The following is a 24,619-nucleotide window of genomic DNA, read 5'->3' on the forward strand; positions in this document are numbered from 1 at the left end:
ACAAAACCATTATCTGTAAAAGGAAAGGTATATGACCAAAGGAACAACTCTAGTTTGCGTTATCGCAACCACCTTACTATTGTTAAGCGCATGTAGTTATCAAGCCCCTGTTAACTCAGTGTCTCAAACCCCTGAATCTACCAATAGCCAACAACAGACTGGACAAGTTAGCGACGAGTCTGGGCTCACACGTTTATATCAACGCCAATGGCAACTCGTGCAATTGGCTGGAACTGAAGCGCTCAATGGCAAAGGTGATAAACCCGTTAGCCTTCGCTTTGAACCACAAAAACAGCAAGTCAGTGGTTTTGCCGGTTGTAACCGTTACTTTGGGGCGTACACCATTAAGCAAGATGCGCTGAGCTTTGGTCATTTAGCCATGACGAAAATGTTTTGTCAGCAAGGGATGGAGCTTGAAGCTAAGTTTGCTAAAGCGATAACGCAAGTGTCTACCTATCGATTTAGTGAGCAATTTTTAGAGTTTATTGATCAACAAGGCCAGACAATCGCACGCTTTAAGCAAGATTAACTTAAGCTCAGCACGCCCCAAGTTACCCCCGAACAAGCGCTGAACTTTTCGCAATGTCGAAAGTTCGGCGTTTTTGTTATTGCAAGCAGGTAAAGGTTATTAGCGTAAGTTGCGTTGCTTCTGAGCGGCATGGTAAATTAATAACACAACTTGTATATACAATTTCACGTGATGACTGAAAGCTATTCGCTACACCAAGGTTCGACGCCACTCTTGATCAGCATGCCCCACAATGGTCAAGCTATTCCCAATGATATCGCCGCCAATATGACAGCGGATGGCCTAGCGGTTCGCGACACCGATTGGCACTTGGATAAACTTTATGATTTTGCCGAGGCGATGGGAGCAAGTATTATTGCGCCTAAGTACAATCGTTATGTGATTGATTTAAATCGTAATCCTAAAGGCGTAAACCTCTACCCAGGCGCAAATAGCACCGAGCTGTGCCCGACCAGTGCGTTTGATTTATCGCCACTTTATGTCGACGGAAAAGTACCGTCGTCCGCTGAAATTGAGCGCCGTGTCGAGCTTTACTGGCAACCTTATCACCAAGCGCTTGCTAACGAACTAGCGGCGATTAAGCAAAAATTTGGTGGCGCGGTGTTATTAGAAGCCCACTCAATATTGTCACATGTGCCGCGTTTTTTTGATGGCCGTTTGCCTGACTTCAACTTTGGCAGTGCTGATGGCAAAAGCTGTGCACCTACATTAATCGAGCAAGTTGAAGCAATCAATTTCGCGCCGTATAGCCAAGTAACTAACGGCCGATTTAAAGGCGGCTATATTACTCGAACGTATGGCAATCCCGAGCAAAATATCCATGCACTGCAGCTAGAGTTGTCACAAATTACTTATATGGACGAACAAAGCTTAAGCTACTCGTCAAGTCGAGCTGAGCAAGTGCAGCCTAAACTTAAATCTTTGGTGAGCGCCTTAATCGCATTTGGTGCCCAAATTAGCCGTAATAAATAGCGTGGTGTTGCAATGAAACTTTTTGCTAAACAAGTGTTAACCAGCAAGGGTTGGCAGGAAAACCAAATTATCACTATCGATAATGGCTTGATCACCGCAATGGCTGAAGGCTGTGAATCCGACGCCGATGTCATTAAAGGTATTGTTATTCCGGGTATGGTGAACTGTCATTCTCACGCATTCCAACGCGCATTTGCTGGCTTCAGTGAACAGGGCAGTGAAAACAGCCAAGGCGAGATGAAAGATAGCTTTTGGACTTGGCGCAATATTATGTACCAGTTCCTTGAGCAACTAACGGTTGACGATGCGCAATTGATTGCCGAGCAGCTATATATTGAGATGGTCAAACAAGGCTACACCCGTGTTGCTGAATTCCACTATTTGCATCACGATCCCCAGGGGCATGTACATGCAAAACCTGCGGCAATGGCTGAAGCTATTTTTAATGCGGCAAAGGCCAGTGGCATCGGTCTGACAATGTTGCCAGTGCTTTATCGCTTTAGTGGTTTTGGCGAGCAGACGCCAAATGATGGCCAAAAGCGATTTATCCACTCAATGAATGCGTTTAATGCTTTGGTTGATGATTGCTTTGTACTTGCTGAGCGCCAGCCTAACAGCAATGTAGGTATTGCGCCTCACTCGCTGCGTGCGGTTGATAAATCTTCTTTGCTTGAAGCGGTTTCATATGTGCGAAGCAAAGATAAACACGCACCTATTCATATTCATATTGCCGAGCAGCAAAAAGAAGTGAATGATTGCTTGGCACATTATAAAAAACGCCCAGTGCAGTGGCTGTTAGATAATGTTGAACTCGATCAGCATTGGTGTTTAATTCACGCTACTCATATTGATGCTAAGGAACGACAAGGTATTGTTGCCAGTGGTGCCATTGCTGGCATTTGCCCAACAACAGAGGCTAATCTAGGTGATGGAATATTCCCGACCACGGAATTTATTAATGAGCAAGGGAGTTGGGCAATAGGCTCTGACAGCCATATTTCAGTTAGCCCAGTGGAAGAATTACGTTGGTTAGAGTATGCCCAGCGCTTAACGAAGCAGCAGCGCGCAGTGTTGGCTACATCTCAGACACCGTCAGTAGGTCAATATTTATGGCAAGCGGCAGCTAAAGGCGGCGCGCAAAGTACCTCGTCTAATACGGGAGAGTTGTCGGTCGGTAAACAAGCTGATTTACTTGTTTTAGATGAAGCTAAACTTTCCGTATATGCCAGTGGCGCAAAATATTGCCTTGATAGCTTAGTGTTTGCCACACACGCCAATGCTATTGCAGACGTTATGGTGAATGGCCAATGGGTTGTGACTGAGGGCAAGCACCTTAACGAGGAAGCAACACACGAGAAATTTAGCGCGTTATTGGCACGATTAAAGCGCTGAACGTAAACCCTTGATCTAGAACCACTGAGCTAGAACGAGTGACCCGTAACCAATGACATAGATAGAGAAATTAATTGCCCAACGTGGAATCAACGAATCAGGCGACTGTTATCAATAAAACCCAGCTAGTGATTTCGGCTCCAAGCTTCGAACACACAGGCCCTGAGCAAATAGACGCTGAGCAGATTGGTAGTGGACAAGTCAAATTAGCGCCAATGAGCGATAGTGTGGCAAGCGAACAAGCCCTGCAAATTATGCTGAGCTATTCCCAGCAGGGGCGCTGGCAGCGTCGTTCACTAGCAGTCATCATGCGCACTCCTGGCGATGATAAGGCATTAGTCTTCGGTTACTTGATTTCACAAGGTGTAGTTAGCACCTTGGCAGAGGTTGAGGCGTTAATACTTGAAGAAGATAACTTAGCGGAAGTGAAGCTGAAGCAGCATATTGAGGTTGACTGGCAGCGTTTTGAGCGGGTATTTGTTAGTCAGTCTGGTTGTGGTGTTTGTGGACAAAGCCAATTAAAGCAGCTGGCGTTATTGTTTGAACCGCTTAACCCTAGGCGTAGCTGGTTAAAGCCAGAACAGTTGCTTTCACTGCCCAGTGAGCTTCGAGAGCGACAATCACTCTTTCTGCAAACCGGCGGCAGTCATGGTGCAGGGCTTTGGCAGGCTGATACAGCAAATGATCTGGTTGTTGCAGAGGATGTTGGTCGTCATAATGCCGTCGACAAACTGCTGGGGCATGCCTATCAGAGTAACTTATCGTTAACGCAAAGCGCTTTGGTACTCAGTGGCCGTATCAGTTTCGAGCTAGTGCAAAAGGCAGTAGCTGCACGTATTCCTGTGATTGTCGCGGTCGGCGCACCCTCCGATTTAGCGATAACAACAGCTAAACATTTTAATATTGCACTCATTGGTTTTACAAAGGCACAACAAGCCAATGTCTATTGCGGCCAATCTCAGTTGGCGTTGGAAAATTAGCTATGTCAGATAAATCGAATGCCAATCAAAAAAAACCTTATAGCCAGTACCAAGGTAGTGCTGGTGGCTGGGGGGCACTGGCAAGCACAGCCAAGCATTTGTTGCGTAGTGATAATGTTGCTAAAAACATTAAAAACCTACTAAAAACCAATCAAACTCATGGCTTTGATTGCCCAGGTTGCGCTTGGGGAGAAAAGGATGAGCCCGGGCGTTTTCGCTTTTGTGAAAATGGCGCAAAAGCCGTGAACTGGGAAGCAACAGGGCGTCGCGTAGGTGAACAGTTTTTTGCTCAGCATACGGTGAGTTGGCTGGCAAAACAAAGTGATTTCTTTTTAGAAGATCAAGGACGGCTGGCGCAGCCGCTAAGCTATGATAGCGCCTTAGACAAATACCAAGCGATTAGCTGGGATCAGGCTTTTTCCCTTGTTGCCGAGCATTTAACACAGCTAGAAAGTCCAAATCAGGCAGAATTTTATACTTCCGGACGTACCAGCAACGAAGCGGCATTTTTATATCAGTTATTTGTGCGCGCTTATGGTACGAACAATTTTCCTGATTGCTCCAACATGTGCCATGAAGCGAGTGGCGTAGCGTTAAAACAAGCAATTGGTGTCGGCAAAGGAACTGTCACTTTAACCGATTTTGAGCACGCTGATGCAATATTCATTTTTGGGCAAAATCCGGGCACGAATCATCCACGTATGTTGGATACGTTAAGTCAGGCATCACGCCGTGGCGCTACGATAGTCAGTTTTAATCCGTTAAAAGAGCGAGGTTTAGAGCGCTTTACGAATCCGCAATCAACCACCGAAATGCTTACAGGTGGTGCCACCCAAATATCCAGTCATTACTTTCAGCCGAACCTTGGCGGTGATATGGCAGCGGTGCGTGGCATAGTGAAAGTGCTAGCCGAACGTCATCAACAAGCATTGGCAAAAGGCGCTTCAGTATTCGATCTCGACTTTATTGCGGCGCACACCGAGGGAATGGCGGATTATTTAGCCGCAGTTGATGCCACCGATTGGCAGCATATCGAGCAGCAATCTGGGCTTAGCCAGTGGCAGCTAGCACAAGCGGCAACGCTATACCAAAACTCGGATAGAGTGATTTTCACTTGGGCAATGGGCATTACGCAGCACAAGCATTCAGTGGCCACTATTCAGGAAATGACCAATCTACAGCTGCTATTTGGTCAAATTGGTAAGCGTGGTGCAGGATTGTGTCCGGTACGTGGGCACTCGAATGTGCAAGGTGATCGCACCATGGGAATTAACGAAAAGCCAGATCCTGCATTTTTAAAAAAATTAGCGGTGGTTTTTGATTTTGAACCTCCTAGAGCCCATGGTCACAATACCGTACAAGCCATTGAATCTATGCTGTCAGGTCGCAGTCGAGTATTTGTAGGTCTCGGTGGTAACTTTGTTGCGGCAACACCCGATACCGAATTAAGCAAACAGGCGATGGCGAATTGCCAGCTAACCGTTCATATTGCTACTAAGCTTAATCGCACCCATATAACGCCTGGCAAACAGTCATTAATATTACCTTGTTTAGGGCGCACAGATATTGATCAACAAGCAAGTGGGCCACAGCAAGTAACAGTGGAGGATTCGTTTTCTATGGTCCATGCCTCGGCTGGCGTAGTGGCAAGTGAGGTGGGGGAGATGCGCTCAGAGCCGGCAATTGTCGCGGGTATCGCTGAAGCGACGTTAGGCAATTCACCCGTTGACTGGCAGGAGTTGATTACAGATTACCGCAGTATTCGAGAGCTAATCAGCCAAGTCGTTCCTGGTTTTCACAACATGAATCAGCGATTAACTGCGCCAGGTGGCTTCTACTTGGGGAATAGCGCTGCTGAACGCCTATGGCAAACATCGCAACAAAAAGCACAATTTTTGTCTCATTCATTGCCTGAAGCGATAGTGCCTGCGTCGGTGCGGGCATTATCTAGCGATCGCGTGTTTACCTTACAGACACTTCGCTCGCATGATCAGTACAACACCACTGTATATGGCTTTGAAGACAGGTACCGCGGTATTTCCGGTGAACGTAAGGTACTGCTGATAAACCCTGACGACATTAAGGCACTAGGTATGTGCGCCGAGCAATTAGTGGATATTGAGTCGCTTTGGCCAGATGAAATCACGCGTAAGGTCACAGGTTTTCGTTTAATTCCTTACGATATGCCAGCGGGCAATACTGCTACGTATTTTCCTGAGGCTAACGCGCTAGTACCGCTCGCCAGTGTTGGTCAGCAAAGCTTTACGCCAACCTCAAAATCGATCGCCATTGTGATCACGCCGCATCAACCAAACTTAGAAGAAACTCGAATACTTTGACATGGTTTGGCAAACAAGTGCCTGATTCTTTGCGTATAACTTAGTATCACGTTTATTGGCGCAATATTCATTGTAATAGCTAACGATGGCTTTACGTGAGCTGGTGATTTGTTCCACGCGCTTGATTTCGCTGGGTCTGAATTGATTGAATTTAGGTTCAATATCTTTAAAAACGCGATCGGCTTTTAGGCGTACTTTGGTATCTGTAGCATCGGAGAACATCTCAAGCATCGCTTCTTTTTTTTCTTCATACCAAGTGGTTACCGCAGGTTGCGGGTAAAAGTGAAGAAAAACAGCGGCGAAGACGATTAAGATCAATATATTTTTCATGGCTTATCATATAATGGTGAAGTGGCATTAGCATAATCAAAATTCTTCGAAGAATAAATTCATCGAAGAATAAAAATCAAACAGCGATTACATTGCGTGCTAGTGCATAACGAAATTCAATCATCCCAGGGGGCTAGGGTTTAGAGTGAGTGACAACATGAAAGAGCTAGGCGGTAAATCAGCAATTCCCGTCAAGAATGTAGAAATTCATCAACCTAAAGGTGGTAGCCAAGAGCACTACAAGCCGCGCGACCAAATTTATGTGCGAAAAGTCACGGGCTTCTATCAACAGTTGCGACAAAAGATGAATTTCGTCTTTTTGTTTATGTTTGCAGCCATTCCTTGGGTGAACTTTAATGGCCAACAAGCGGTACTCTTCGATATTGGCGAGCAGCGCTTTAATATTTGGGGCCTAACCTTGTGGCCGCAAGATTTAACCTTGCTGGCATGGCTGTTTATTTTAAGCGCTTTTCTACTGTTTTTTGTCACTACCTTTTTAGGGCGTGTGTGGTGTGGCTACATGTGTCCGCAAACCGTATGGACCTTTATTTTTATCTGGTTTGAAGAAAAAATTGAGGGCACCGCCAACCAGCGTAAAAAGCTCGATGCGCAAAAAATGGATGCCACTAAACTGCGCAAAAAGGCACTAAAACACTTCTGTTGGCTATTTTTCTCTGTGCTTACGGCGCTCACTTTCGTTGGTTATTTCACTCCTGTTCGTCAACTTTTTATCGACTTTTTCACACTTGAAACCTCGCTGATGGCAGCGGGCTTTGTTTGGTTTTTTGCCTTTTGTACATACGGTAACGCCGGTTGGATGCGAGAGATTATGTGTTTGCATATGTGCCCATATGCACGCTTCCAATCAGCAATGTTTGATAAAGATACATTAACGGTTTCTTACGATTATAACCGAGGAGAAAATCGCGGCGCACGTGGCCGTAAACAAGACCCTAAAGCTTTAGGATTAGGGGATTGTATTGACTGTAATTTATGTGTTCAGGTGTGCCCAACCGGCATAGACATTCGCAACGGCTTACAATACGAGTGCATTAACTGTGGTGCTTGTGTGGATGCCTGTAATGGCGTGATGGAGCGAATGAACTACGAACCTGGCTTGATTCGTTACACCACAGAACATGAGCTTAAAGGCAAGAAAGTCCATATCTTGCGTGGCAAATTAGTTGGTTATGCAACCTTGATGATCATTATGACTTCATTATTGGGTTATGAAATTGCCACTCGTGTTCCCGTTTCGATGGACATTATTCGCGACCGTAATGAGTTAGCTCGCGAGAATTTTAACGGTGAAGTGGAAAACGTTTACACCCTGAAAATTCTGAATAAGTCGCAGCAAGACAATACGTATCGATTGTCAGTTGAAGGAATTGACGGCGCTAAATGGATAGGTGAAAGCGAGGTGTTTGTTAAGGCAGCATCAGTATATACTCTGCCAATTAGTATTGCCGTTGACCCATACGAATTGAAAGACTATATGACTGATATTACCTTTGTTGTTGAACTTGCCGAGCAAGATAGTGATGTGCGTTTAGCTCACGATAGTCGCTTCTTTAAGAAGCGCTAATGGCAGTTTTTGATTTTTCTTCACTGTCGCCGGATCTCATTTTAGACGGCTTAGAAAGCATTGGCGTTTATGCTGAATCGGGTTTATTGGCACTTAATAGCTATGAAAATCGTGTTTATCAGTTTCAGGATGAACACGGTGATCGTTGGGTCACTAAGTTTTATCGGCCGCAGCGCTGGCAGCTGGCGCAAATTCAAGAAGAGCATGACTTTGCGCTAGAGTTAGCTAAACAAGAAATTCCGGTGATTGCGCCGATTGTGCGCGATGGCGAGAGTTTATTTGAGCATCAAGGATATCACTTTGCGCTTTACCCATGTCGTGGCGGACGCATCTTTGAAGTAGACAACTTAGATCAATTGGAATGGATGGGGCGCTTTGTCGGCCGTATTCATGCCGTGGGTAGCAAAAAAACGTTTGCTCACCGCCCATCATTTAACACCAATGAATTTTTGCTTGAGGCACGTGCGACTATAGCCAATAGTGGCTTTGTGCCTATGCATATCGAAAATGCTTTTTTTACGGTACTCGATCAAGTAATTCAGCTGGCGTTAAGTCAGTACCAACCAAAATCTAGCATTCGCTTACATGGCGATTGTCATGCTGGTAATATTTTGTGGCGTGACGTGCAAGGGCCACACTTTGTTGACTTAGATGATTGTCGTCAAGGCCCTGCGATCCAAGATTTATGGATGATGTTGTCCGGTGACAGATCGCAACAATTGTTACAATTAGACACCATGTTAAGCGGTTACGAAGAGTTCTTTTCATTTGATGCGCGCGAGCTTGTCTTGATAGAATCTTTGCGTACAATGCGATTAGTCAATTACATTGCTTGGCTAAGCAAACGTTGGCAAGACCCAGCGTTTCCGCGTAACTTCCCGTGGTTTAATACCGATAAATACTGGGAACAACAGGTGTTAGTGTTGAAAGAGCAACACGCTGCCTTAACGCAGGCACCGCTAAGCTTATTACCGTAAAGGAACAGAGATGAAAAAAATTTTTGCTAGTTTGTTAATGGTTATGTTGTTGCCATTTGCTGCACAAGCCGCGAATTACCAAGAAGGTAACCAGTACACTAAAGTGAGTGACCAGTTATCGAAAAAGCCTGAAGTTCGTGAGTACTTTTCTTTTTATTGCCCACATTGTTTGCGTTTTGAACCTTTCTTTGCAAACGTGAAAAAGAGCCTACCAGAAGGTGTGTCTTTTGAACGTAACCACGTTGATTTCTTACGTTTTACGACGCCTGAAATTCAGTTTATGGTCACTAAAGCGTTAGCCACTGCACAACAATTAAAAGTTGAAGACAAAATTTCAGCGGCGATTTTTAACTACATTCAAGTACAACGCGGTGCTATTACCGAAGAAAAAGATATTCGCAACATCTTCGTATTAAACGGTGTAGATGGTGCGGCATTCGACAAAGCATTTAAGAGCTTTTCAGTGAATAGCAAAGCTAAGTTGATGAAGAAAATGCAAAACGACTTAGTTAAAAAACGCGCACTAACTGGTGTTCCAACAGTCGTTGTGAACGGTAAATACCGCATCAATGCTGATAAGTTAGACCGCAATAACTTCGAACAAGATTACATTAACATTGTGAAATACTTGTCTACGCTAGAAGGCTAATAGCGCTTTTTGGTGAAATGATGATTTCGAAAAGCTTAGCCTTGGCTAAGCTTTTTTTTCGCCTGTAATTTGTGTTTATGTTTTATGTAGAGCATGAGCATTAACCCTAGCGCTAACCCAGCTAGTGCGACGCTCATTTGCTGTTGAGTTTCTGCTGCTAATTTAATGCCTGCGCCTGCCAGTGAGAAAATCACCATTTGTGGAATAAAGCCCAGCGCAGAGCCGGCAACATAGGGGGCAAAAGGTATTTTTGTTGCTCCTGCGACAATATTAGTGATGAAGTTACTACCCAGCGGCAAAATTCGAATGAGCAGTGCTTTTGTAAAAGTATTAACTGATAAAAAGCGATGTATAACCAAAGATTTGTTTGGAAAACGCTGGTATACCCAACGGGCGAATAAATATCGGCTAGCCAAAAAAGTTAGCATACAACCAGAAATTGTGGCGGCTGTAGCCACCATAAAACCTACCTTCGCGCCAAACAGCATACCGGTAGATAACGCCGCTACTTGTCGCGGTAACCCCACCCCAGTCGCTAAACTTAAGATGAGATAACAAAGTAAAAAGCCTGATGGTGTGGCGGTGAACCAGGTGCTACTCGTGATTAATTGGCTTAGGCTGTCGATATTGGCGCTCTACTACTTTTCGTGGTGCAAATGGCAGTGCTGCCATTATATGAGTGGAGTGCTAAAACATAAAGCAGGGGGGAGTTGAGAGCCAGAGTACTAGAGTGCAAAGGCTACACTTAAGCTAGCTAAATTTAAGCGCTTACTTCAGGGGTTAGAGAAGCTTACATCAAGCCGTTAAGCAACTTAGCTTTTGCTTGTTCAAACTCTTCTTCAGTGAGGTAATTTTGTTTTTTTAGGCTGACGAGTTTTTCCAACGCTAAAATGATTTGCGCATCAGTTTGGCCACGGGTTAATCCATTGTTTTCTGCAAGCGCTCTAGACTCTTCAGTTGTATTCGCTGTTGAAAGTAAATGGAAATCATTAACATCAGTTTTTTGTTCATGGTTAGTGTCTGCTATTTGCTTTGCTTTGGTTTCCACTTTACTTTCTTCTGAACATTTTTCGCCTTTATCTTTGTCTGAAACGTTTATGGTGTTATCACCAGAGAGCGCACTACTTGCTTTTGTGTTTGCGAGTGCAGAGCAGTTTAAAAACGTCTTTCGCGTTTTTATAGGTCTAGATTTATCGATAATTACATCCGATGACGTTTCCCTCTGCTCCGTCGTTTCAGGTGCAACTAATGTAGATAAACGCCATGCCCAGTCAACTGCATTGATCAAAGCTGCCTGATAGCTCGCTTTTGAAATACGATTGTCACCTTTGCGCAGATACAGACTAACTAAATATATTTGCCGCTCATTGTCAGTTATAGCTAATTGAATATGCCTTAACTTTCCGTCAGTCATTTTCTCTCGCTTCTCGACATTACATGTCTGACGCCAAATATTATCAAAGTCATTAGTCATGCCTTGTTGATGGGACAACTCAACAACGCTGATATTGTTGATAAGCAGTTTGATCCCTGCAAGGTTTCCAATTGCTAAGCTCTTACTAGGGACGGATTGGTGCGGTTTAAACAGATGAATTACGCTGTCGTCATTGGATAGTTCTAGGTGATTAAACTGTTGTTGATAAAAACTGGTAACAGAGAATCTACGCTTATTAATTTTGCGATAGGTATGCCATAACCCCCAGCTTGTCAGCGATAGCATTATCAGAAAAACGATTAACTTATCTAACCCAGTATTGGAGTCTGTAACCAATGTCTCTTTTGAATCGGCAAGGTTATTGACTAAACGAGACAATATGCCTGTCGAAGGTTGATACATCAGTACGCCGCCAACTGCATCGTGAAACAACTTTACTGGTAGCTCAACGCCGAGCGGTATAATAGGTGTTAATTGGTAGTCGTTGCTACTGGCATGCTTGGTTAGGCTTACTAGATATGGTTGGTCTTGATGCACACTTACCACTAGAGTGGAGCCAAAAAGCTGGTCTGCTTGGTTCCCGTAATAGGGAAGTATTTGAAACTCACTGATCTCAAGGTTTTTGTAACGAAACACAGTGGATAAAGGGTTGGAGGCTCGGCTGATCTTGTGTGTCTGCTCGTCTTGGTGGTCAATCCAAAGTGTTTCATTGACTCTATCGGGCCAAGTGAAATGACCGAGTTGTGACAGTCTGAACCTGTAAATTTCTTGGTTAATCTCTGCGTTTTCCACATAGGGATTAGTTGGCGGAACAGTGTAAGGCTTTAAGCCAAATTGCTCGGGCTTGATACGCAATATGCTGCCCGAATAAAGTGGTGAAGTTGCGAAACCTTTAATTGCACTTAGACCTACATAGAGTAGACCAAAATTATCATCCCACGCTCTATGGTAAGGGTTGAATGCCAGCTGTACTTTTGCAGTGTTCGATGTTGGTAACCCGATTCTCAGCACCTCTCGTACAGTGACCTCTTCTAGGTTAATGCTGTCACTTAATTGCCATTCTTTAAGCACAATATCTTGCTCCAGAGAGTCTTTGTTGAATTGCCGACCTACAATTCGACTGGCTTTAGTGTTGGCTTGATCAATTGCGACCTGATGAGCACTATAAAACTTGTGGTAGCCGTTTTGCTCGCGTGTGTCGAAATTAGGATGTAGTGCAATGGCAAGAAGTCTTGAGTTATCGTTTTCAGTGAGTAAGTTATGGTTCAGCGGTGTCAGTTCAGGCTGACCTTTACTCGCATTAAGAATAAATAACTCTCCAGATGCGCTAGCGACTATGAAATGTTGATCGTATTTCGAAGTGGGATATATAGCGATCACCTGCTCGGCAATATGCTTCGGCAAGGTAGCAAAAGGTTTGAAGCTTAATTCTGCGCTTGAACTCCAAGCGACTAGCAAAAAGTAAAAGGCTAAAAAAATTATAATACGAAGTGTATTCATACTTACAGTGTCGTAAAGTTAACCTACATTTGGTCTTAAAATTGGCACCTCAACCGACTGCAATCTACTTGAACTGATCTTGTTGGTAGCTTGTTATTGTCCTCTAATAATCGTTGTTAATGACCGAAAAATCAACAGTTTCTAAAGGTTTATTTGAGTAACACGTGAACGCTCTTGGCGGTAATTTGCTGTGTTTTTTCAGCGTCGTTAGCATAAGTGAGTCGCCCTTCAATTACTAAGTTTGCACCCAAGCTCGCTTGTTGATGAAGTTGGCTAGCGATGTGCCCCCAAACTTGTACTGTTCGAGTGATGTTGTGATCTATAAGTTGTTGCTTTTGTTCGCTATAGGCTTGGTGCGCGATGGCTACATCAAAATGTGCGAAGGGTTGACCACGTTCGCTGGTGACTAATTCTACGTTTGAAACCAGTTCCGCACTGCAAATTACTTGGTTAATATTGGGGGTAAAACCTTTCGCAAAGTGCTCAACAGTTGTTGCGTGAACAATCTCACTGCGGTTGATTGAATTTGTAGCTAGGTAACCACTGACGAGCAGCAAGTCTCCTTTATTGGCCTGTGCTATCGCCTCTTCAACGGCATTACCAACAACTTTGATTTGGTGGTAGCTGGTCCACTCTTTGGTTTGTTGCTGCTTGTCTTGCCATCGATGAGTTGTTGCCAGTGTTAACTCTGTAACAGCAAGTACGGGATTCGCTTGATAGCGAATTTCAGGCTTAGCGACTAGGTTGCCCAGTAAGGTTACCTGACACAACTGATGGCGAGATCTAGGCATAGGTTTTAGCTCTTCAACACAAACAAAAAAAGCCGTGGTTACGGCTTTTTAATTAAAACATAGTTTTATCAGGCGGTTAATTGTTTTATTGATTAAGGCAGTGCTTAATTGCTATCGATAACAACTCTTTTGCTGACTTATCGTTGGCTGGCAGCTCTTCATCACAGGTGCTCACTGGTGTCACGCGCTCGCCCCACTTAATATAACCAGCACCCCATGTTAAACCCGCACCGAATGCAGCTGTCATAATATTCGCACCTGGTTTTACACGACCAGATTCAACTGCTTCACAAAGTGCAATTGGCACAGTAGCCGCCGATGTGTTGCCGTAGTTGTGAATATTTACCATGACCTGATCATCAGTCAGCTTAAACTGTTTTTGTAGGGATGCGATGATGCGCAAGTTTGCTTGGTGCGGGACTAAAAGGTCAATATCTTCAACATTAAGCTGCGCTTGTTTAAGCACGGTTTCAGAGCCTTGTCCCATTGCACGTACAGCACGTTTAAAAATGTCAGGCCCCATAAAGTGCACATCTAAGGCTGACGGTGGGTTTTCGTAACGATCCATATCAGTACCAAAACCGCGAATTTCAAGAATATCTCTAGCTTCTGAATCACAGCCGAGCTTAGCGTGGACTAACCCTGCTGGTTTATCGCTAGCTTCAATCACGACTGCGCCTGCACCATCACCGAATAAAACTGCGGTTTCACGTAGCGCCCAGTTTACCCACCAGCTCATGCGTTCAGCACCAATAACAACTGCTTTTTTGATCATGCCTGAGCGTACTTGTGCTGTCGCATTTTGCAGCGCATATAAAAAGCCAGTACAGGCTGAATTTAAATCAAACGCTGCGGCGTTTTTAGCGCCAATCAATTGCTGAACTTTAGAAGCTGTATTCGGCACTATGGTATCTGGACATGAGGTAGCCAAAGCAACTAAATCAACTTCTTCTGGGCTAATGCCCGCCGCTGCCATAGCACGCTTTGCGGCAAGCGCAGCTAATTCAGCCGTATTTACGTGGGAAATGCGACGCGCTTTAATGCCGGTACGTGTGGTGATCCACTCATCGCTGGTATCAACAAATGTAGCTAAATCATCATTCGTTAATTCAGCTGGTGGTACACATTTACCCCAGCCGGTAATCTCGGCATAGGTTGCGGTATTTTGTAGGGCACTGTTTTCAGCGAAAGTGTCTGCAGACATAGCTTAATACTTCTATTGATCCTGTTGTAGTTGACGGCATTCTACTCACCTAAAACGTGCTTTAAAAGTCTTGATACAAATTACTACAAAGTGGCGTTTGTCAGTGTTTCATACCATTGACACCGAACTGTCACCGAACTGTCAATAACGTCTTCTAAGCTGACGATAAAATTGGCAAAGTGTATGAATTGTTATGTCTCTTTCGTCACTAAAATTTTCTTCATCTGAACACCATTTACTGTTCGAGCACATTGAAAATCTTGTCAATCGTCCCTCGATAACGCCGATGGATGTCGGTTGTCAGGACTACATTGGTGAGGTTTTGCGTAGGCTTGGTTTTAAAACACATCAATTTACCGATAACGGAGTCGCTAATTTAGTCGCGGCAATAGGCGCAGGTGATACGAAAATTGCTTTCTCCGGTCATACCGATGTTGTGCCTGCTGGCGATGAAGATAACTGGCGCACTGACCCTTTTATTGCAACCTTAATAGGTGATGAGATTATTGGTCGCGGTATAGCCGATATGAAAGGTGGAATCGCCGCGATGCTTGCAGCAATAGCAACCACAATAAATTGCATTAACACACAAAAATTCACGTTTTTAGTATTGATTACCAGCGATGAAGAGGGTGAAGCTGAATTTGGCACAAAATCGATAGTGAATCACCTAGCGGCACATGATTTATTGCCTGACTACTGTATTATCGGCGAACCTACGGCCAGCCAAAAAACTGGTGATGTAATCAAAGTTGGGCGGCGTGGCGCAATTTCTGCCGAATTGACCATTAGTGGCAGGCAAGGTCATGCTGCTTATCCACAATTTGCTGATAATGCCGCACATACGGCGGCAGATATTGCCTCTTGGTTGAATCATTTGTCTTGGGATGAGGGGAGTGATGATTTTCCCGGTACAAGTTTGCAAATTACCGCCATTGATACTGGTCGTTGGACTGACAATATCATTCCTGGCCAAAGTAAATTGTGTTTCAACATTCGCTACAGCCATTTTTACAGCGAACAAACCATAGTGCAACGAATAGAAGATGGCTTGCGCCAATTACAAAAAACGATCGCGATTGAATGGTTGCGCCCTTGCTGTCCTTATTTGACGGAAGTTGTGGATGATAAGCCGAACTTAATTGGTGAGGTCGAACAAGCGATTTATCAAGTAACCAAGCGTTTTCCAAGGTTATCGACTTCAGGTGGTACATCTGACGGGCGCTTTATCGCTCAGACTGGTTGTCAGGTTGTTGAATTAGGTGTACCAAATTGCACAATTCATCAAGTTAACGAGCGTGTAAAAATTTCTGACCTGCAACAACTACAAGCAATCTATCAGGGGTTATTGGTGCGCTTGATGGCCATAGATTAAGAAACTAAAAGCGTGCTGTATTTACTTTGTGTAAGATTTACGGCAGTTTTTTGGGAGCACTCAAGCTACACCTGAATACTGCCAATCAATGAGTGTTATTAAGTAAACCTTTGTGACGCTTTATTCGTTTTCACCCAGATAGCGCTCGCGTTTTTTTCGTTTAAGTTGAGTGATATCTAGCAATACTAAACCATCAATACAGTCGTTAAAGTCTTTGTCGACGCCAAAGTCGATAAATTTCACTCCGCCAGCTTCAGTTAATTCACTGTATTGTTTATAAAGTGTTGGCACGCTTGTTCCCATATTGGCAAGTAGGTGCTTAAGTTTGGCGAAGTCCGCTTTGTAATCATCGCCGACAAATTGTGACTTTAGCTGTTCCATCGCTGGCTGGTTTAAAGTAAATGGAGATCGCGATGGCGCGATATCGCGGTCTGCACCAAAGTACAATTGATAGAAATACACTAGCAGTTCTTTGGCTGATTGCGGCAGTGCATTACTCATGGTTACTGGCCCAAACAAATAGCGATAATGAGGGTACTTTTGTAAGAAAGCCCCGATGCCATACCATAAATAATCTAGGCTGCGCTTACCCCAGTACTTAGGTTGCACAAAGCTGCGACCCAGCTCTAAACCTTGTGATAAATAAGGTGACATTTGTTCTGTGAGTTCAAAGAGCGAGTGAGTGTATAAACCGGATAATCCTTGCTGATCAAGTACTGCTTGCGTGTCAGCTAGGCGATAGGCGCCGACGATCTCTAGCTCCTCGTTGTCCCACAAAATTAAGTGGAAATAGTGGCTGTCGTATTTGTCGATATCACGTCGTAAATTGCTACCTTCGCCGACCATACGAAAGGCAATTTCACGTAGCACACCGACTTCTCGCATGATCGGGTCATTTTCAACTGCGCGATGTAAGTAGATTCCTTTGCCATCTTGAGTGGTGCCTAGGTATTCACATTGCTTAATAGCTTTTTTCAGCACTTTTCGGTCTTCTATCGGGGCGATCGCGCTTTGTGTTTGAAATATATCGGCTTTATTGTTTTTTAAACGGTATAAGTGCTTCTTAAACAGCTTAGTTTTGGTTTTAATATCAAGCGGCATACCATGGTAGCTATCAAATGGAATTTGCTTCCCAATGCGCATCGGGATGTCTTTTTGCTGTTGTTTAAACATCTCGTTGATTAGGAGCAAAGTTGATGCAGGTTTATACATCATAGAAACGCCATAAAAGGCCGCTGAATTTTTCGCCTTGATATAGACAGGTACGATGGGAGCTTTCGCCGTTTGTGCAAATTTTAGAAAGCCAGCGTGCCACTTGGTATCTCTAACGCCAGCTGGGCGAATACGCGACACTTCGCCAGCTGGAAACACAATAATTGCGCTGTCTTGTGCTAGGTGCTCATGAATGGCTTGTAAGTTTTCTTTTGGAGTTTTGCCGCCCATATTATTAACGGGTAGTAACATCGGGCTGAGCGGTTTGATGTTCATCAATAGGCTGTTAACTACTACTTTGACGTCACGGCGAATATCGGCAACCATTTTGATTAGCGCAAGGCCGTCGAGCGAGCCAATAGGATGATTGGCAATGATAACGACGCGTCCTGTCGAGGGGATATTTTCACGCTCTGAATCACGCACTGAATAACTGATATTGAACATATTCAGGACTTGTTCAACAAAATCTAAGCCGGTGAGGTGAGGATATCTTTGTTCGAAATCTAAGAACTCTTTTTCGTGCAACAAGCCTCTTAAAGCGGCTTTTACAGGTTTGGCTAACCAAGGCTTATCATTAAGTGTGGGTAGATTTTGTGCAACTACATCATCAACTCGAAACATATTCTTTCCTTACACCTGAAATACTCACTCTGTGGCAAGCTTTTGTGCAAGTTAAGTGAAGCAGATGAATAAAAGGTGACAGCTAGATGATGCTTTTATGACCATTGTTATTGAGACTCTAAAGGAGCTGTTAGCTATGCCTAAAAAGTGCTTAACAAGCATTAAGGTAAAACTCTTAGCACAACGATTAGCTCGCCATAGAGACAACGGTCAGCTTAGGTTGCATTGTTGTCCAGTAGCATAAATTAAGCTCACCATGTGCATTTTCAGTAAGGGCGCTGCAGCTTTCAATCCAGTCACCGTCATTGCAATATAGCAAGCCATTTTGCTCAACAATTTCGGGGTGATGGATATGGCCACATACCACGCCATCTAAATTATTTCGGGCAACTTCCTTAAGCGTTGCGTCACGATAGCGGGCGATGGCTTCGTTTGCTTTTTTAATTCGTTTTTTAATGTAAGCGGCCAGCGACCAATAATGAAAGCCACGCATTCTGCGATAATGATCGAGGTTGCGGTTTAGCCAGAGCAGCACATCATAAAGTTTGTCGCCAAGCCAAGCTTGCCATTTACCCAAACAAACTTCGCCATCAAAGTCATCACCGTGTAATACCAATAGTTGCTTACCTTGTGCTGTGGTGTGCACAAGGCGTTTTTTAATTTCGATTTTGCCGAATAGCATATTGGCATATGGCTTAATGATTTCGTCGTGGTTGCCTGGCAAGTAGACTACATGTGTGCCATCGAGTGACTTTTGATACAGGGCGTGAAGTAAACGGTTGTGGCTTTCTGGCCACATAAACTGACGCTTCAATGCCCAAAAATCGACGATATCACCCACTAGGTAGAGCGTGTCCATGGTGTTGTATTTAAGAAAATCGAGCAGCAAATCTGCTTTGCAATCTTTACAGCCCAAATGAATATCAGACAACCAAACCGTGCGATGATGTTGTTTCATAGTGTACTTTGCTCAATGCCGTTGGAAAATAATGCTGTCGGTAAATATTGCTGGGGTCGTATTGCCGATAACCGAACTTACGGGGGCTATGCTAGAAGTGATTTATGTCAGAGCTGTGACGCTTTTTTAAACAAATGCTTACGGTTTACTTACGAGTGAGTGACGAATGGAATCACTGAAGAGTTTTTTAAAGCTAAGCAAGGAGAGAATAATAAAGCGATGGCGCACCCAGCAGGAGTCGAACCTGCGGCCTCTGCCTCCGGAGGGCAGCGCTCTATCCAGCTGAGCTATGGGTGCAGCGCGGGCAATACTATAGGGAATACTTAATCTTGTCTAGCCCTATATATCCGGCCTAACTTTATTCTGATTGTTGGTTGTTGAGTTGTCGTTACTTGCTGTTAATTGTACGAAAAACTTTCTTATCAGGTGTGGTAGTAAAAGACGTAAAGGCATTCTTAGTAGGTGTCCGCGAATATAGGCTAGTAAACGGGCGAACTTAACTTTACTGCTTTCACAACTGGGGTGGTAGGGGGACAAAATGTTTAAGAAGATAAAGTCGCTTAGGCGGCTATAGCGATAATCCGCTGCAAACTCGTCAACAAACTGCTGGCAATCATCATTTAGTGGAGTTGAGAAAACTTTGTTAATGTACCTTAGCGCAAAAAACAATGACTTTTGTTGGTTGCTTTGTTGGGCGAGGCTAATGAGTTGCGGTCCAAAGTCGTCACTACTATTAGAAAATTCGGTGAACATGATTGCCAAGTCGGCAAGATCTCTGAGGCCTTTGTCAAAATCGCCTTCGTGAAAAAGATGAATCGCGCAGTGCAGGTACATCGCGCTAGATGAGAAAACCGCTAATGTTTGCTCTTGTTTGTTTGCTTTTTTAAAAGCTACCTTTTTGGTTGAAAATAACGAGATATCAATAGGTTTATACGTGCATACAGGTAATATATTGTGGTGCACATCAACGACTGTACCGCGAGTGACATGTTGCATTGGCGGAATTTCATGCATGTATTGACGGTAATATTGTTGGTCGTAATCATCAGTTTTTTGCGATGCAAAACCAATCAACTTTAACGCTCGCTCCGCTTTATCTATAGATGTTTGGTCAACTAAGATATCAATGTCAGAGAATATTCGACAATTGGCAATAGCTAGATTGGCAATTAAATAGGCAGCTCCTTTGAGGTAAGTTGCTTTAATATCTACCTGCTGAAGTGCGTTGTTGATTTTCTCAAGTTCATAGTTAACTTGGCGCCTTTGGAAAGCGACTTTACGTTGCTCAGCGTTAATATAACGATAGATTTTATTGGGTATATGCTCGGTTAACGCGTTTTTTTCCATCGCAGCATAAAAATACAAGGTAAGCTGGCTAGTTCTGAGTTGACCCAGCAGTAAACTCCATTCTTGAGTGGAGAGTGTCATAATGCGCTTAGGCTGCTGAAGTAAATCTACTAACAAGGATGTTGTCATTTCGCATATCCATCAGCTTGCTTAGCTATGGTATCAAAAGCGGCAATTGCATCTGCTGTTGAACTATAGACAAACTCGTAACAATCGCAGGTTTTGATCAACTGTTCCATGCACTTAAAGCCCTCTTCACCAAGTAAACTGTAATTAAAGCATTGGTCAATTGTGCGCATAAATGCTTGGCCCTTTTCAATTTTCGTCATTGATACTTGAGCTTGGTACTCGTACTTAGGAAAGATAATTGCCGTGGGGGTGACCTTATGATTTATGCTATCGACTGCAGTATCATTTGGTTTTAAATGCGCAATGGTACCTTTATTAGTGTCTTTGACAATATCGGAAAACAAAGCACTTTCATCCAGTGATTTGATCAGCTCAATAGAGTGGTTTTTTAAACTGATTGGACGTGCGATTGGTGTTATCGCCAAATTTTCTAGGTCAACAAGTGTCATTTCATCCGATAGCAAGCGCCAGCCTTGCTGCACTAGAATGGCTGTTAGTGTACTTTTTCCTGAGCCAGAAGCGGCTGGCAATATAACAGCTACCCCATCTCTCTCTAAAACACCGGCATGTATGGTGAGTTGCTCTTGATCGTGTTGTGCAATACACCAATTCATGCCCCATTCTAGCAGCGGGAAAGCCTGAGCGGCGGGTAACGGTAAAAAAGGAGATTTACCGTCAAGATAGAAGAAAGCCTGCGGCTTAAAGCATCGTCGAATATTGTTAGGTTTTTTTATCGCGATTTCAAAATCAATTATTTGATCTACTGGTGCTATATCGAAATGACCGTAAAGTCGATATAGGTTTTTGGTGACATCTTTAAAGTTAGTTGTTATTGAGAAGTTGAACGGGCCAATAGCCAGTTTTAAGCCGTCATGAGTACTTCGCTGGTGGGCATTTGATAATGTTAAATCCTTTAGTTTCACTCTGAACAGCTAATAATTTCGTGGGCTAATAAATTATTGATTATATCGGTAATGTAGTGAGTTAACAGTACTTTCTGCTCGTCTTTAGTGTCTTCACCACAAGCATCTAAAATGGCTTGTTCAGACATAAAGACATTACTAGGCAAAACATCTAAAAAATCAATGACGGCACTGTCGACTAAATGAGACTGCCCCGTTATAGCAGAAAAAATGACTGCATTTTCATCACCATCAGCGAAAGATGCGACCATAGTACCATGGGGTTTGAGAATACTGCGCAAAACTACAACATCCTTAGTGTTTTGTTGTCATTTGAATAATTAATATGTTGAAGTTTTAACTTTGAGATAGCACGCTGGGTTAGCGCTAACTAGCCCAGTCTAATACCTTGCAACATTAGCGCAACTTCGTTTAGTTTCTCAAACTTATTCATCATCAATGTATCAGCATATATTTGATCGACATCTTGCACCGTATATGGGTACATAATACAGCCTGGATCAATTGTACAAGTGGCAGCATTTAAACGCGCGGCTGAAACTTCTTGGTAAAAAAGTTCGTGTGAATTTAGTAATTCTTTCATGCGATAGTTGCCCATCGAATTACCACGTTTGATAGTTAAAAATAATGGTCTGTTGTTGTAATGATCCCAAAAGTAATAGCGGTTTTTGTATGTATCGTATTCGTGCAAACCGATACCAAGTATATTACATTCTTGTTGTTTAGTTTTACCTTGATGTCTTTTGTAATAGCCGACGTATTTGTGCTTCCAATAGTGACAATCCTTAGCATTGTGGCTTGTCAAATCACACTTCTTCTTATTGTCGTGGTTTGATAGGTTTCCAGACATTATTCCAGACATACATTTTGCGGTTGCCCAAGCTGGCTTCGCAGAGGATGCGACAACAATTGGCGCGCCAATCGACGCTTTTTTCAAGAAGCTTCTTCGCGAACTAGCATCGCTTCTCGATTGTTCTACATGCTCGGGGTTCACATCGCCTGGCTTAACATCGTTTAGCTGCACTTTGTTAGACAAGTTAGACATTTCAAAATATTCCCTAAATCATTCATAGTTGCGCCACTGTGTCCGTCGCATCTGTCAATATAATTTACAGACATGCACTTACATGCCCTGTTTAAACCTTTACCAAGCAAAAATTAGACCTTTATAATTTCACATTTAAAAACATGATGTTGCAATGCTAATTAGTGAGGGCCAAGGCTAAACTGTAAATGTAGCATACACTATTAATGTAGTTAACTCTTGGTTGCAATTTAAGCAAGTGTTCTTAATTATATCGTCAAAATAATAAAATTGAGAAGTTGGATGAATTGGGTTGCCATTACTGGCTATGGGGCAGCGTCGCTTGCTTATTTAGTCTTTTTCTTTTTACTTATTGTTATTCGAAAGAAGTCGCTCATCGCAGTGTTGATTGCCAGCAGCGTATTCTTCACTTTGGTTGCCACCGTAACTGGTTTGGTTCAAGTTTATTTTAGCAGCTCGCTGAAGCCGGTCTTGCTTGCAGAAAATATCAAGTTACTGTGCTTAGTAATATTTTTGTTTGCTGCTCGTGCGAGGTTAATAACATGGTCTCAGTTACTTCAACAGCCTTGGCTGCTCAAGTATGTAGTGAGTTTAATTGTATTATCAGCAGTTACTTGGGTTCTTGCTCATCACACAGAGCTCGGCAGTAACTCGCTCTTTTTATTATTTCTCGTTCTAAATTTATTTGTCATTGTGCTCCTCGAGCAACTTTATCGTAATGCCGAGTCACGAGAAAAATGGATGTTGTGGCCGTTAGTGATTTCGCTTGGCGTAATTACTGTGGTTGATTTTATTATCTTTGCGCAAGCCTCAATGCTTGACCAGCTTGATTTTAACTTTTGGTATGCACGAGGGTATGTTATCGCGCTAGGTATGCCATTTTTCTTGGTTAGTGCTCGCCGTATTAAAGACTGGTCTGTCGATGTTTTTGTTTCGCGCGAAGTCGTTTTTTACAGTTCTATGATACTAATAGCTGGTGGCTACTTACTCACGTTGTCATTCGCAGGCTACGCGTTGAAACTATTTGGTGGTGAATGGGGTGATGTACTCAGTATTTCTTTTGCGGCACTTGGAATGGCTGTATTGGCAGCCTTGCTACTAACAGAGAAGTTACGTCGTGAAGTCAAAGTCTTTATTACCAAACATTTTTTTGCCAATAAGTATGACTATCGCATTGAGTGGCTTCGCTCTATTGAACAAATTGAAGCAAGTGAAAGTGAAGACAGCTATCAAACATCGTTAAAAGTTATTTGTTCATCGATCGATGCACCTGGCGGTTGTTTAATTAAAAAAACTGCGGATCATCACTTTAACGTAGTTAGCACGACCAATATGGATATGTCGCTTGATGAACAAGTGCATAAAAATTTAACGGCTATTGCCGATTTTTGCCATAAATCTGGCTGGATCATTGATGTGCAAGAGTATCTTTTTGTTGAGGATGCTTACCAAGGCTTATCACTTGAGTTAACTGCACTTCGGGAAGCCAATGTTGATTTGATTATTCCTGTAATTCATAACAATGAAATTTGGGGATTGTTCATGTTGGCTAGAGGCAAAAATCAAACGTTCTTAAATTGGGAAGATAGAGATTTGCTATTTGCGGTAACTAAGCAGCTAAGCAATTTTATCTCGCTGAATGAAGCGAACAGCGAACTCGCTGAATCTAAACAGTTTGAAGCTTTTCACCGAATGTCGGCATTCTTGGTACATGATCTTAAGAATATTCAGGGCCAACTAGCTTTGATCAACAGCAATGTTGCTAAACACCGTGATAACCCTGCTTTTGTTGATGATGTATTTGAAACGGTGTTATCTGCGACAGAACGGCTCGACAAAGTGCTTCAGCAATTACGCAACAAACAGCAATCCGAACATAAGAACCAAAATATTATGTTGTCGTCACTTATCGATAAAGTGATTGCACAAAGAAATTTAAATAAACCTAGTGTTGACGTTCAAATTGATGGAGAATTAAACATCGAAATAAATGAAGAGCTTAGCCCTGTTTTAAACCATATTGTGCAAAATGCTCAGGAAGCGACAGACGATAACGGTTGGGTGAAAGTTCAGATCACTTCTAAAAATAATAACGTTGAGATCACCGTTAGCGACAATGGTGTAGGTATGAGTGAGTCATTTATCAAGCACCGTTTGTTTAAGCCTTTTGACACAACCAAAGGTAACGCTGGCATGGGTATTGGCGTATTTGAGGCGAAACAATTTGTTGAGTCTCAAGGTGGGGCAATTTCGGTGACGAGCGAAGAACATAAGGGAAGTACCTTTATCTTGAACATACCATGTGCGTGATTGAATAAGGCAA

At 43.2% G+C, this 24,619-nt stretch carries 21 protein-coding genes and 1 tRNA gene; 10 read left to right on the forward strand and 12 right to left on the reverse strand.

The genetic code is table 11. The features are described 5' to 3' along the window. Nucleotides 1–31: 31 nt before the first annotated feature. The 5 genes from DXX94_RS12410 to DXX94_RS12430 all read left to right on the forward strand — a co-directional run bounded on the left by DXX94_RS12410 (nt 32) and on the right by DXX94_RS12430 (nt 6,212). Complete coding sequence (locus DXX94_RS12410; RefSeq protein ID WP_116016289.1) at nt 32–529, forward strand: META domain-containing protein; 498 nt, start codon at nt 32–34, stop codon at nt 527–529. 171 nt (nt 530–700) lie between these two features. Further along, nucleotides 701–1,501 carry an N-formylglutamate deformylase gene (gene hutG, locus DXX94_RS12415; RefSeq protein WP_116016291.1) on the forward strand — a complete coding sequence of 267 codons (801 nt, stop codon included), beginning with the start codon at nt 701–703 and terminating at the stop codon, nt 1,499–1,501. A gap of 12 nt (nt 1,502–1,513) precedes the next feature. Beyond that, nucleotides 1,514–2,893, forward strand: a complete 1,380-nt coding sequence (locus DXX94_RS12420; protein WP_116016293.1) for a formimidoylglutamate deiminase — start codon at nt 1,514–1,516, stop codon at nt 2,891–2,893. Between the two features lie 83 nt (nt 2,894–2,976). Continuing rightward, nucleotides 2,977–3,873 (forward strand): formate dehydrogenase accessory sulfurtransferase FdhD, encoded by an 897-nt coding sequence (fdhD, locus tag DXX94_RS12425; RefSeq protein WP_116016295.1) that lies wholly within the window; start codon nt 2,977–2,979, stop codon nt 3,871–3,873. A gap of 2 nt (nt 3,874–3,875) precedes the next feature. Further along, nucleotides 3,876–6,212 (forward strand): FdhF/YdeP family oxidoreductase, encoded by a 2,337-nt coding sequence (locus DXX94_RS12430; RefSeq protein WP_116016297.1) that lies wholly within the window; start codon nt 3,876–3,878, stop codon nt 6,210–6,212. Here DXX94_RS12430 and DXX94_RS12435 read toward each other — a convergent pair. Further along, nucleotides 6,189–6,542 carry a hypothetical protein gene (locus DXX94_RS12435; protein WP_116016299.1) on the reverse strand — a complete coding sequence of 118 codons (354 nt, stop codon included), beginning with the start codon at nt 6,540–6,542 and terminating at the stop codon, nt 6,189–6,191. The two genes, DXX94_RS12430 and DXX94_RS12435, sit on opposite strands and share 24 nt — an antisense overlap. Before the next feature lie 157 nt (nt 6,543–6,699). Between DXX94_RS12435 and ccoG the strand changes: the two genes are divergently transcribed. From ccoG to DXX94_RS12450, 3 genes are read left to right on the forward strand one after another with little or no spacing between them, the layout of a single operon-like run. Then, on the forward strand, nt 6,700–8,127 hold the full coding sequence (gene ccoG, locus DXX94_RS12440; RefSeq protein WP_116016301.1) for a cytochrome c oxidase accessory protein CcoG: 1,428 nt from the start codon (nt 6,700–6,702) through the stop codon (nt 8,125–8,127). Continuing rightward, complete coding sequence (locus DXX94_RS12445) at nt 8,127–9,104, forward strand: serine/threonine protein kinase (RefSeq protein WP_116016303.1); 978 nt, start codon at nt 8,127–8,129, stop codon at nt 9,102–9,104. The genes ccoG and DXX94_RS12445 overlap by 1 nt, the downstream gene beginning before the upstream one ends. Before the next feature lie 10 nt (nt 9,105–9,114). Next, nucleotides 9,115–9,753 carry a thiol:disulfide interchange protein DsbA/DsbL gene (locus tag DXX94_RS12450; protein ID WP_116016305.1) on the forward strand — a complete coding sequence of 213 codons (639 nt, stop codon included), beginning with the start codon at nt 9,115–9,117 and terminating at the stop codon, nt 9,751–9,753. A gap of 35 nt (nt 9,754–9,788) precedes the next feature. On the opposite strand, the gene DXX94_RS12455 is transcribed toward DXX94_RS12450, so the two are convergent. The 4 genes from DXX94_RS12455 to DXX94_RS12470 form a co-directional block, all read right to left on the reverse strand. After that, nucleotides 9,789–10,280, reverse strand: a complete 492-nt coding sequence (locus DXX94_RS12455; protein ID WP_116016307.1) for a TVP38/TMEM64 family protein — start codon at nt 10,278–10,280, stop codon at nt 9,789–9,791. Between the two features lie 263 nt (nt 10,281–10,543). After that, nucleotides 10,544–12,688: an SHOCT domain-containing protein gene (locus tag DXX94_RS12460; RefSeq protein ID WP_116016309.1), complete on the reverse strand. Its 2,145-nt coding sequence runs from the start codon at nt 12,686–12,688 to the stop codon at nt 10,544–10,546. A gap of 149 nt (nt 12,689–12,837) precedes the next feature. After that, nucleotides 12,838–13,479: a single-stranded DNA-binding protein gene (locus tag DXX94_RS12465; RefSeq protein WP_116016311.1), complete on the reverse strand. Its 642-nt coding sequence runs from the start codon at nt 13,477–13,479 to the stop codon at nt 12,838–12,840. An 85-nt stretch (nt 13,480–13,564) separates the two neighbouring features. Next, complete coding sequence (locus tag DXX94_RS12470; protein ID WP_116016313.1) at nt 13,565–14,683, reverse strand: ketoacyl-ACP synthase III; 1,119 nt, start codon at nt 14,681–14,683, stop codon at nt 13,565–13,567. A 193-nt stretch (nt 14,684–14,876) separates the two neighbouring features. Between DXX94_RS12470 and dapE the strand changes: the two genes are divergently transcribed. Continuing rightward, entirely contained in the window at nt 14,877–16,058 is a 1,182-nt protein-coding gene (dapE, locus tag DXX94_RS12475; RefSeq protein WP_116016315.1) for a succinyl-diaminopimelate desuccinylase, read from the forward strand. Between the two features lie 120 nt (nt 16,059–16,178). Here the strand turns inward: dapE and DXX94_RS12480 are convergent, their stop codons facing one another. From DXX94_RS12480 to DXX94_RS12510, 7 genes are all read right to left on the reverse strand, one after another. Beyond that, nucleotides 16,179–17,894 carry a GNAT family N-acyltransferase gene (locus DXX94_RS12480; protein WP_116016317.1) on the reverse strand — a complete coding sequence of 572 codons (1,716 nt, stop codon included), beginning with the start codon at nt 17,892–17,894 and terminating at the stop codon, nt 16,179–16,181. A 187-nt stretch (nt 17,895–18,081) separates the two neighbouring features. Further along, entirely contained in the window at nt 18,082–18,852 is a 771-nt protein-coding gene (locus tag DXX94_RS12485) for a UDP-2,3-diacylglucosamine diphosphatase (protein WP_116016319.1), read from the reverse strand. Nucleotides 18,853–19,072: 220 nt separating this feature from the next. Further along, nucleotides 19,073–19,149 (reverse strand) — tRNA-Arg (locus DXX94_RS12490). 42 nt (nt 19,150–19,191) lie between these two features. Further along, the gene (locus DXX94_RS12495) at nt 19,192–20,328 is read right to left on the reverse strand and encodes a nucleotidyltransferase domain-containing protein (RefSeq protein WP_116016321.1); all 1,137 of its coding nucleotides are present in this window, start codon (nt 20,326–20,328) and stop codon (nt 19,192–19,194) included. Continuing rightward, entirely contained in the window at nt 20,325–21,251 is a 927-nt protein-coding gene (locus DXX94_RS12500) for an HprK-related kinase A (RefSeq protein WP_181901555.1), read from the reverse strand. The genes DXX94_RS12495 and DXX94_RS12500 overlap by 4 nt, the downstream gene beginning before the upstream one ends. Beyond that, the gene (locus DXX94_RS12505; RefSeq protein WP_147302284.1) at nt 21,248–21,532 is read right to left on the reverse strand and encodes a hypothetical protein; all 285 of its coding nucleotides are present in this window, start codon (nt 21,530–21,532) and stop codon (nt 21,248–21,250) included. The genes DXX94_RS12500 and DXX94_RS12505 overlap by 4 nt, the downstream gene beginning before the upstream one ends. Before the next feature lie 89 nt (nt 21,533–21,621). After that, a complete protein-coding gene (locus DXX94_RS12510; protein ID WP_116016327.1) occupies nt 21,622–22,296 on the reverse strand; it encodes a hypothetical protein in 675 nt (224 codons plus the stop codon). A gap of 282 nt (nt 22,297–22,578) precedes the next feature. On the opposite strand from DXX94_RS12510, the gene prsK reads away from it, so the two are divergent. Further along, nucleotides 22,579–24,606, forward strand: a complete 2,028-nt coding sequence (gene prsK / locus DXX94_RS12515) for an XrtA/PEP-CTERM system histidine kinase PrsK (protein ID WP_116016329.1) — start codon at nt 22,579–22,581, stop codon at nt 24,604–24,606. The last annotated feature ends 13 nt before the right edge of the window (nt 24,607–24,619 follow it).

The organism is Thalassotalea euphylliae, assembly GCF_003390375.1.
Classification (GTDB): domain Bacteria; phylum Pseudomonadota; class Gammaproteobacteria; order Enterobacterales; family Alteromonadaceae; genus Thalassotalea_F; species Thalassotalea_F euphylliae_A.

Bases quoted from the DNA above. Each gene is read 5' to 3' on its own strand.
- DXX94_RS12410 (WP_116016289.1), top strand. From the start codon at position 32: ATGACCAAAGGAACAACTCTAGTTTGCGTTATCGCAACCACCTTACTA.
- hutG (WP_116016291.1), top strand. From the start codon at position 701: ATGACTGAAAGCTATTCGCTACACCAAGGTTCGACGCCACTCTTGATC.
- DXX94_RS12420 (WP_116016293.1), top strand. From the start codon at position 1,514: ATGAAACTTTTTGCTAAACAAGTGTTAACCAGCAAGGGTTGGCAGGAA.
- DXX94_RS12430 (WP_116016297.1), top strand. From the start codon at position 3,876: ATGTCAGATAAATCGAATGCCAATCAAAAAAAACCTTATAGCCAGTAC.
- DXX94_RS12435 (WP_116016299.1), bottom strand. From the start codon at position 6,542: ATGAAAAATATATTGATCTTAATCGTCTTCGCCGCTGTTTTTCTTCAC.
- ccoG (WP_116016301.1), top strand. From the start codon at position 6,700: ATGAAAGAGCTAGGCGGTAAATCAGCAATTCCCGTCAAGAATGTAGAA.
- DXX94_RS12445 (WP_116016303.1), top strand. From the start codon at position 8,127: ATGGCAGTTTTTGATTTTTCTTCACTGTCGCCGGATCTCATTTTAGAC.
- DXX94_RS12450 (WP_116016305.1), top strand. From the start codon at position 9,115: ATGAAAAAAATTTTTGCTAGTTTGTTAATGGTTATGTTGTTGCCATTT.
- DXX94_RS12460 (WP_116016309.1), bottom strand. From the start codon at position 12,688: ATGAATACACTTCGTATTATAATTTTTTTAGCCTTTTACTTTTTGCTA.
- DXX94_RS12465 (WP_116016311.1), bottom strand. From the start codon at position 13,479: ATGCCTAGATCTCGCCATCAGTTGTGTCAGGTAACCTTACTGGGCAAC.
- DXX94_RS12470 (WP_116016313.1), bottom strand. From the start codon at position 14,683: ATGTCTGCAGACACTTTCGCTGAAAACAGTGCCCTACAAAATACCGCA.
- dapE (WP_116016315.1), top strand. From the start codon at position 14,877: ATGTCTCTTTCGTCACTAAAATTTTCTTCATCTGAACACCATTTACTG.
- DXX94_RS12480 (WP_116016317.1), bottom strand. From the start codon at position 17,894: ATGTTTCGAGTTGATGATGTAGTTGCACAAAATCTACCCACACTTAAT.
- DXX94_RS12485 (WP_116016319.1), bottom strand. From the start codon at position 18,852: ATGAAACAACATCATCGCACGGTTTGGTTGTCTGATATTCATTTGGGC.
- DXX94_RS12495 (WP_116016321.1), bottom strand. From the start codon at position 20,328: ATGACAACATCCTTGTTAGTAGATTTACTTCAGCAGCCTAAGCGCATT.
- DXX94_RS12510 (WP_116016327.1), bottom strand. From the start codon at position 22,296: ATGTCTAACTTGTCTAACAAAGTGCAGCTAAACGATGTTAAGCCAGGC.
- prsK (WP_116016329.1), top strand. From the start codon at position 22,579: ATGAATTGGGTTGCCATTACTGGCTATGGGGCAGCGTCGCTTGCTTAT.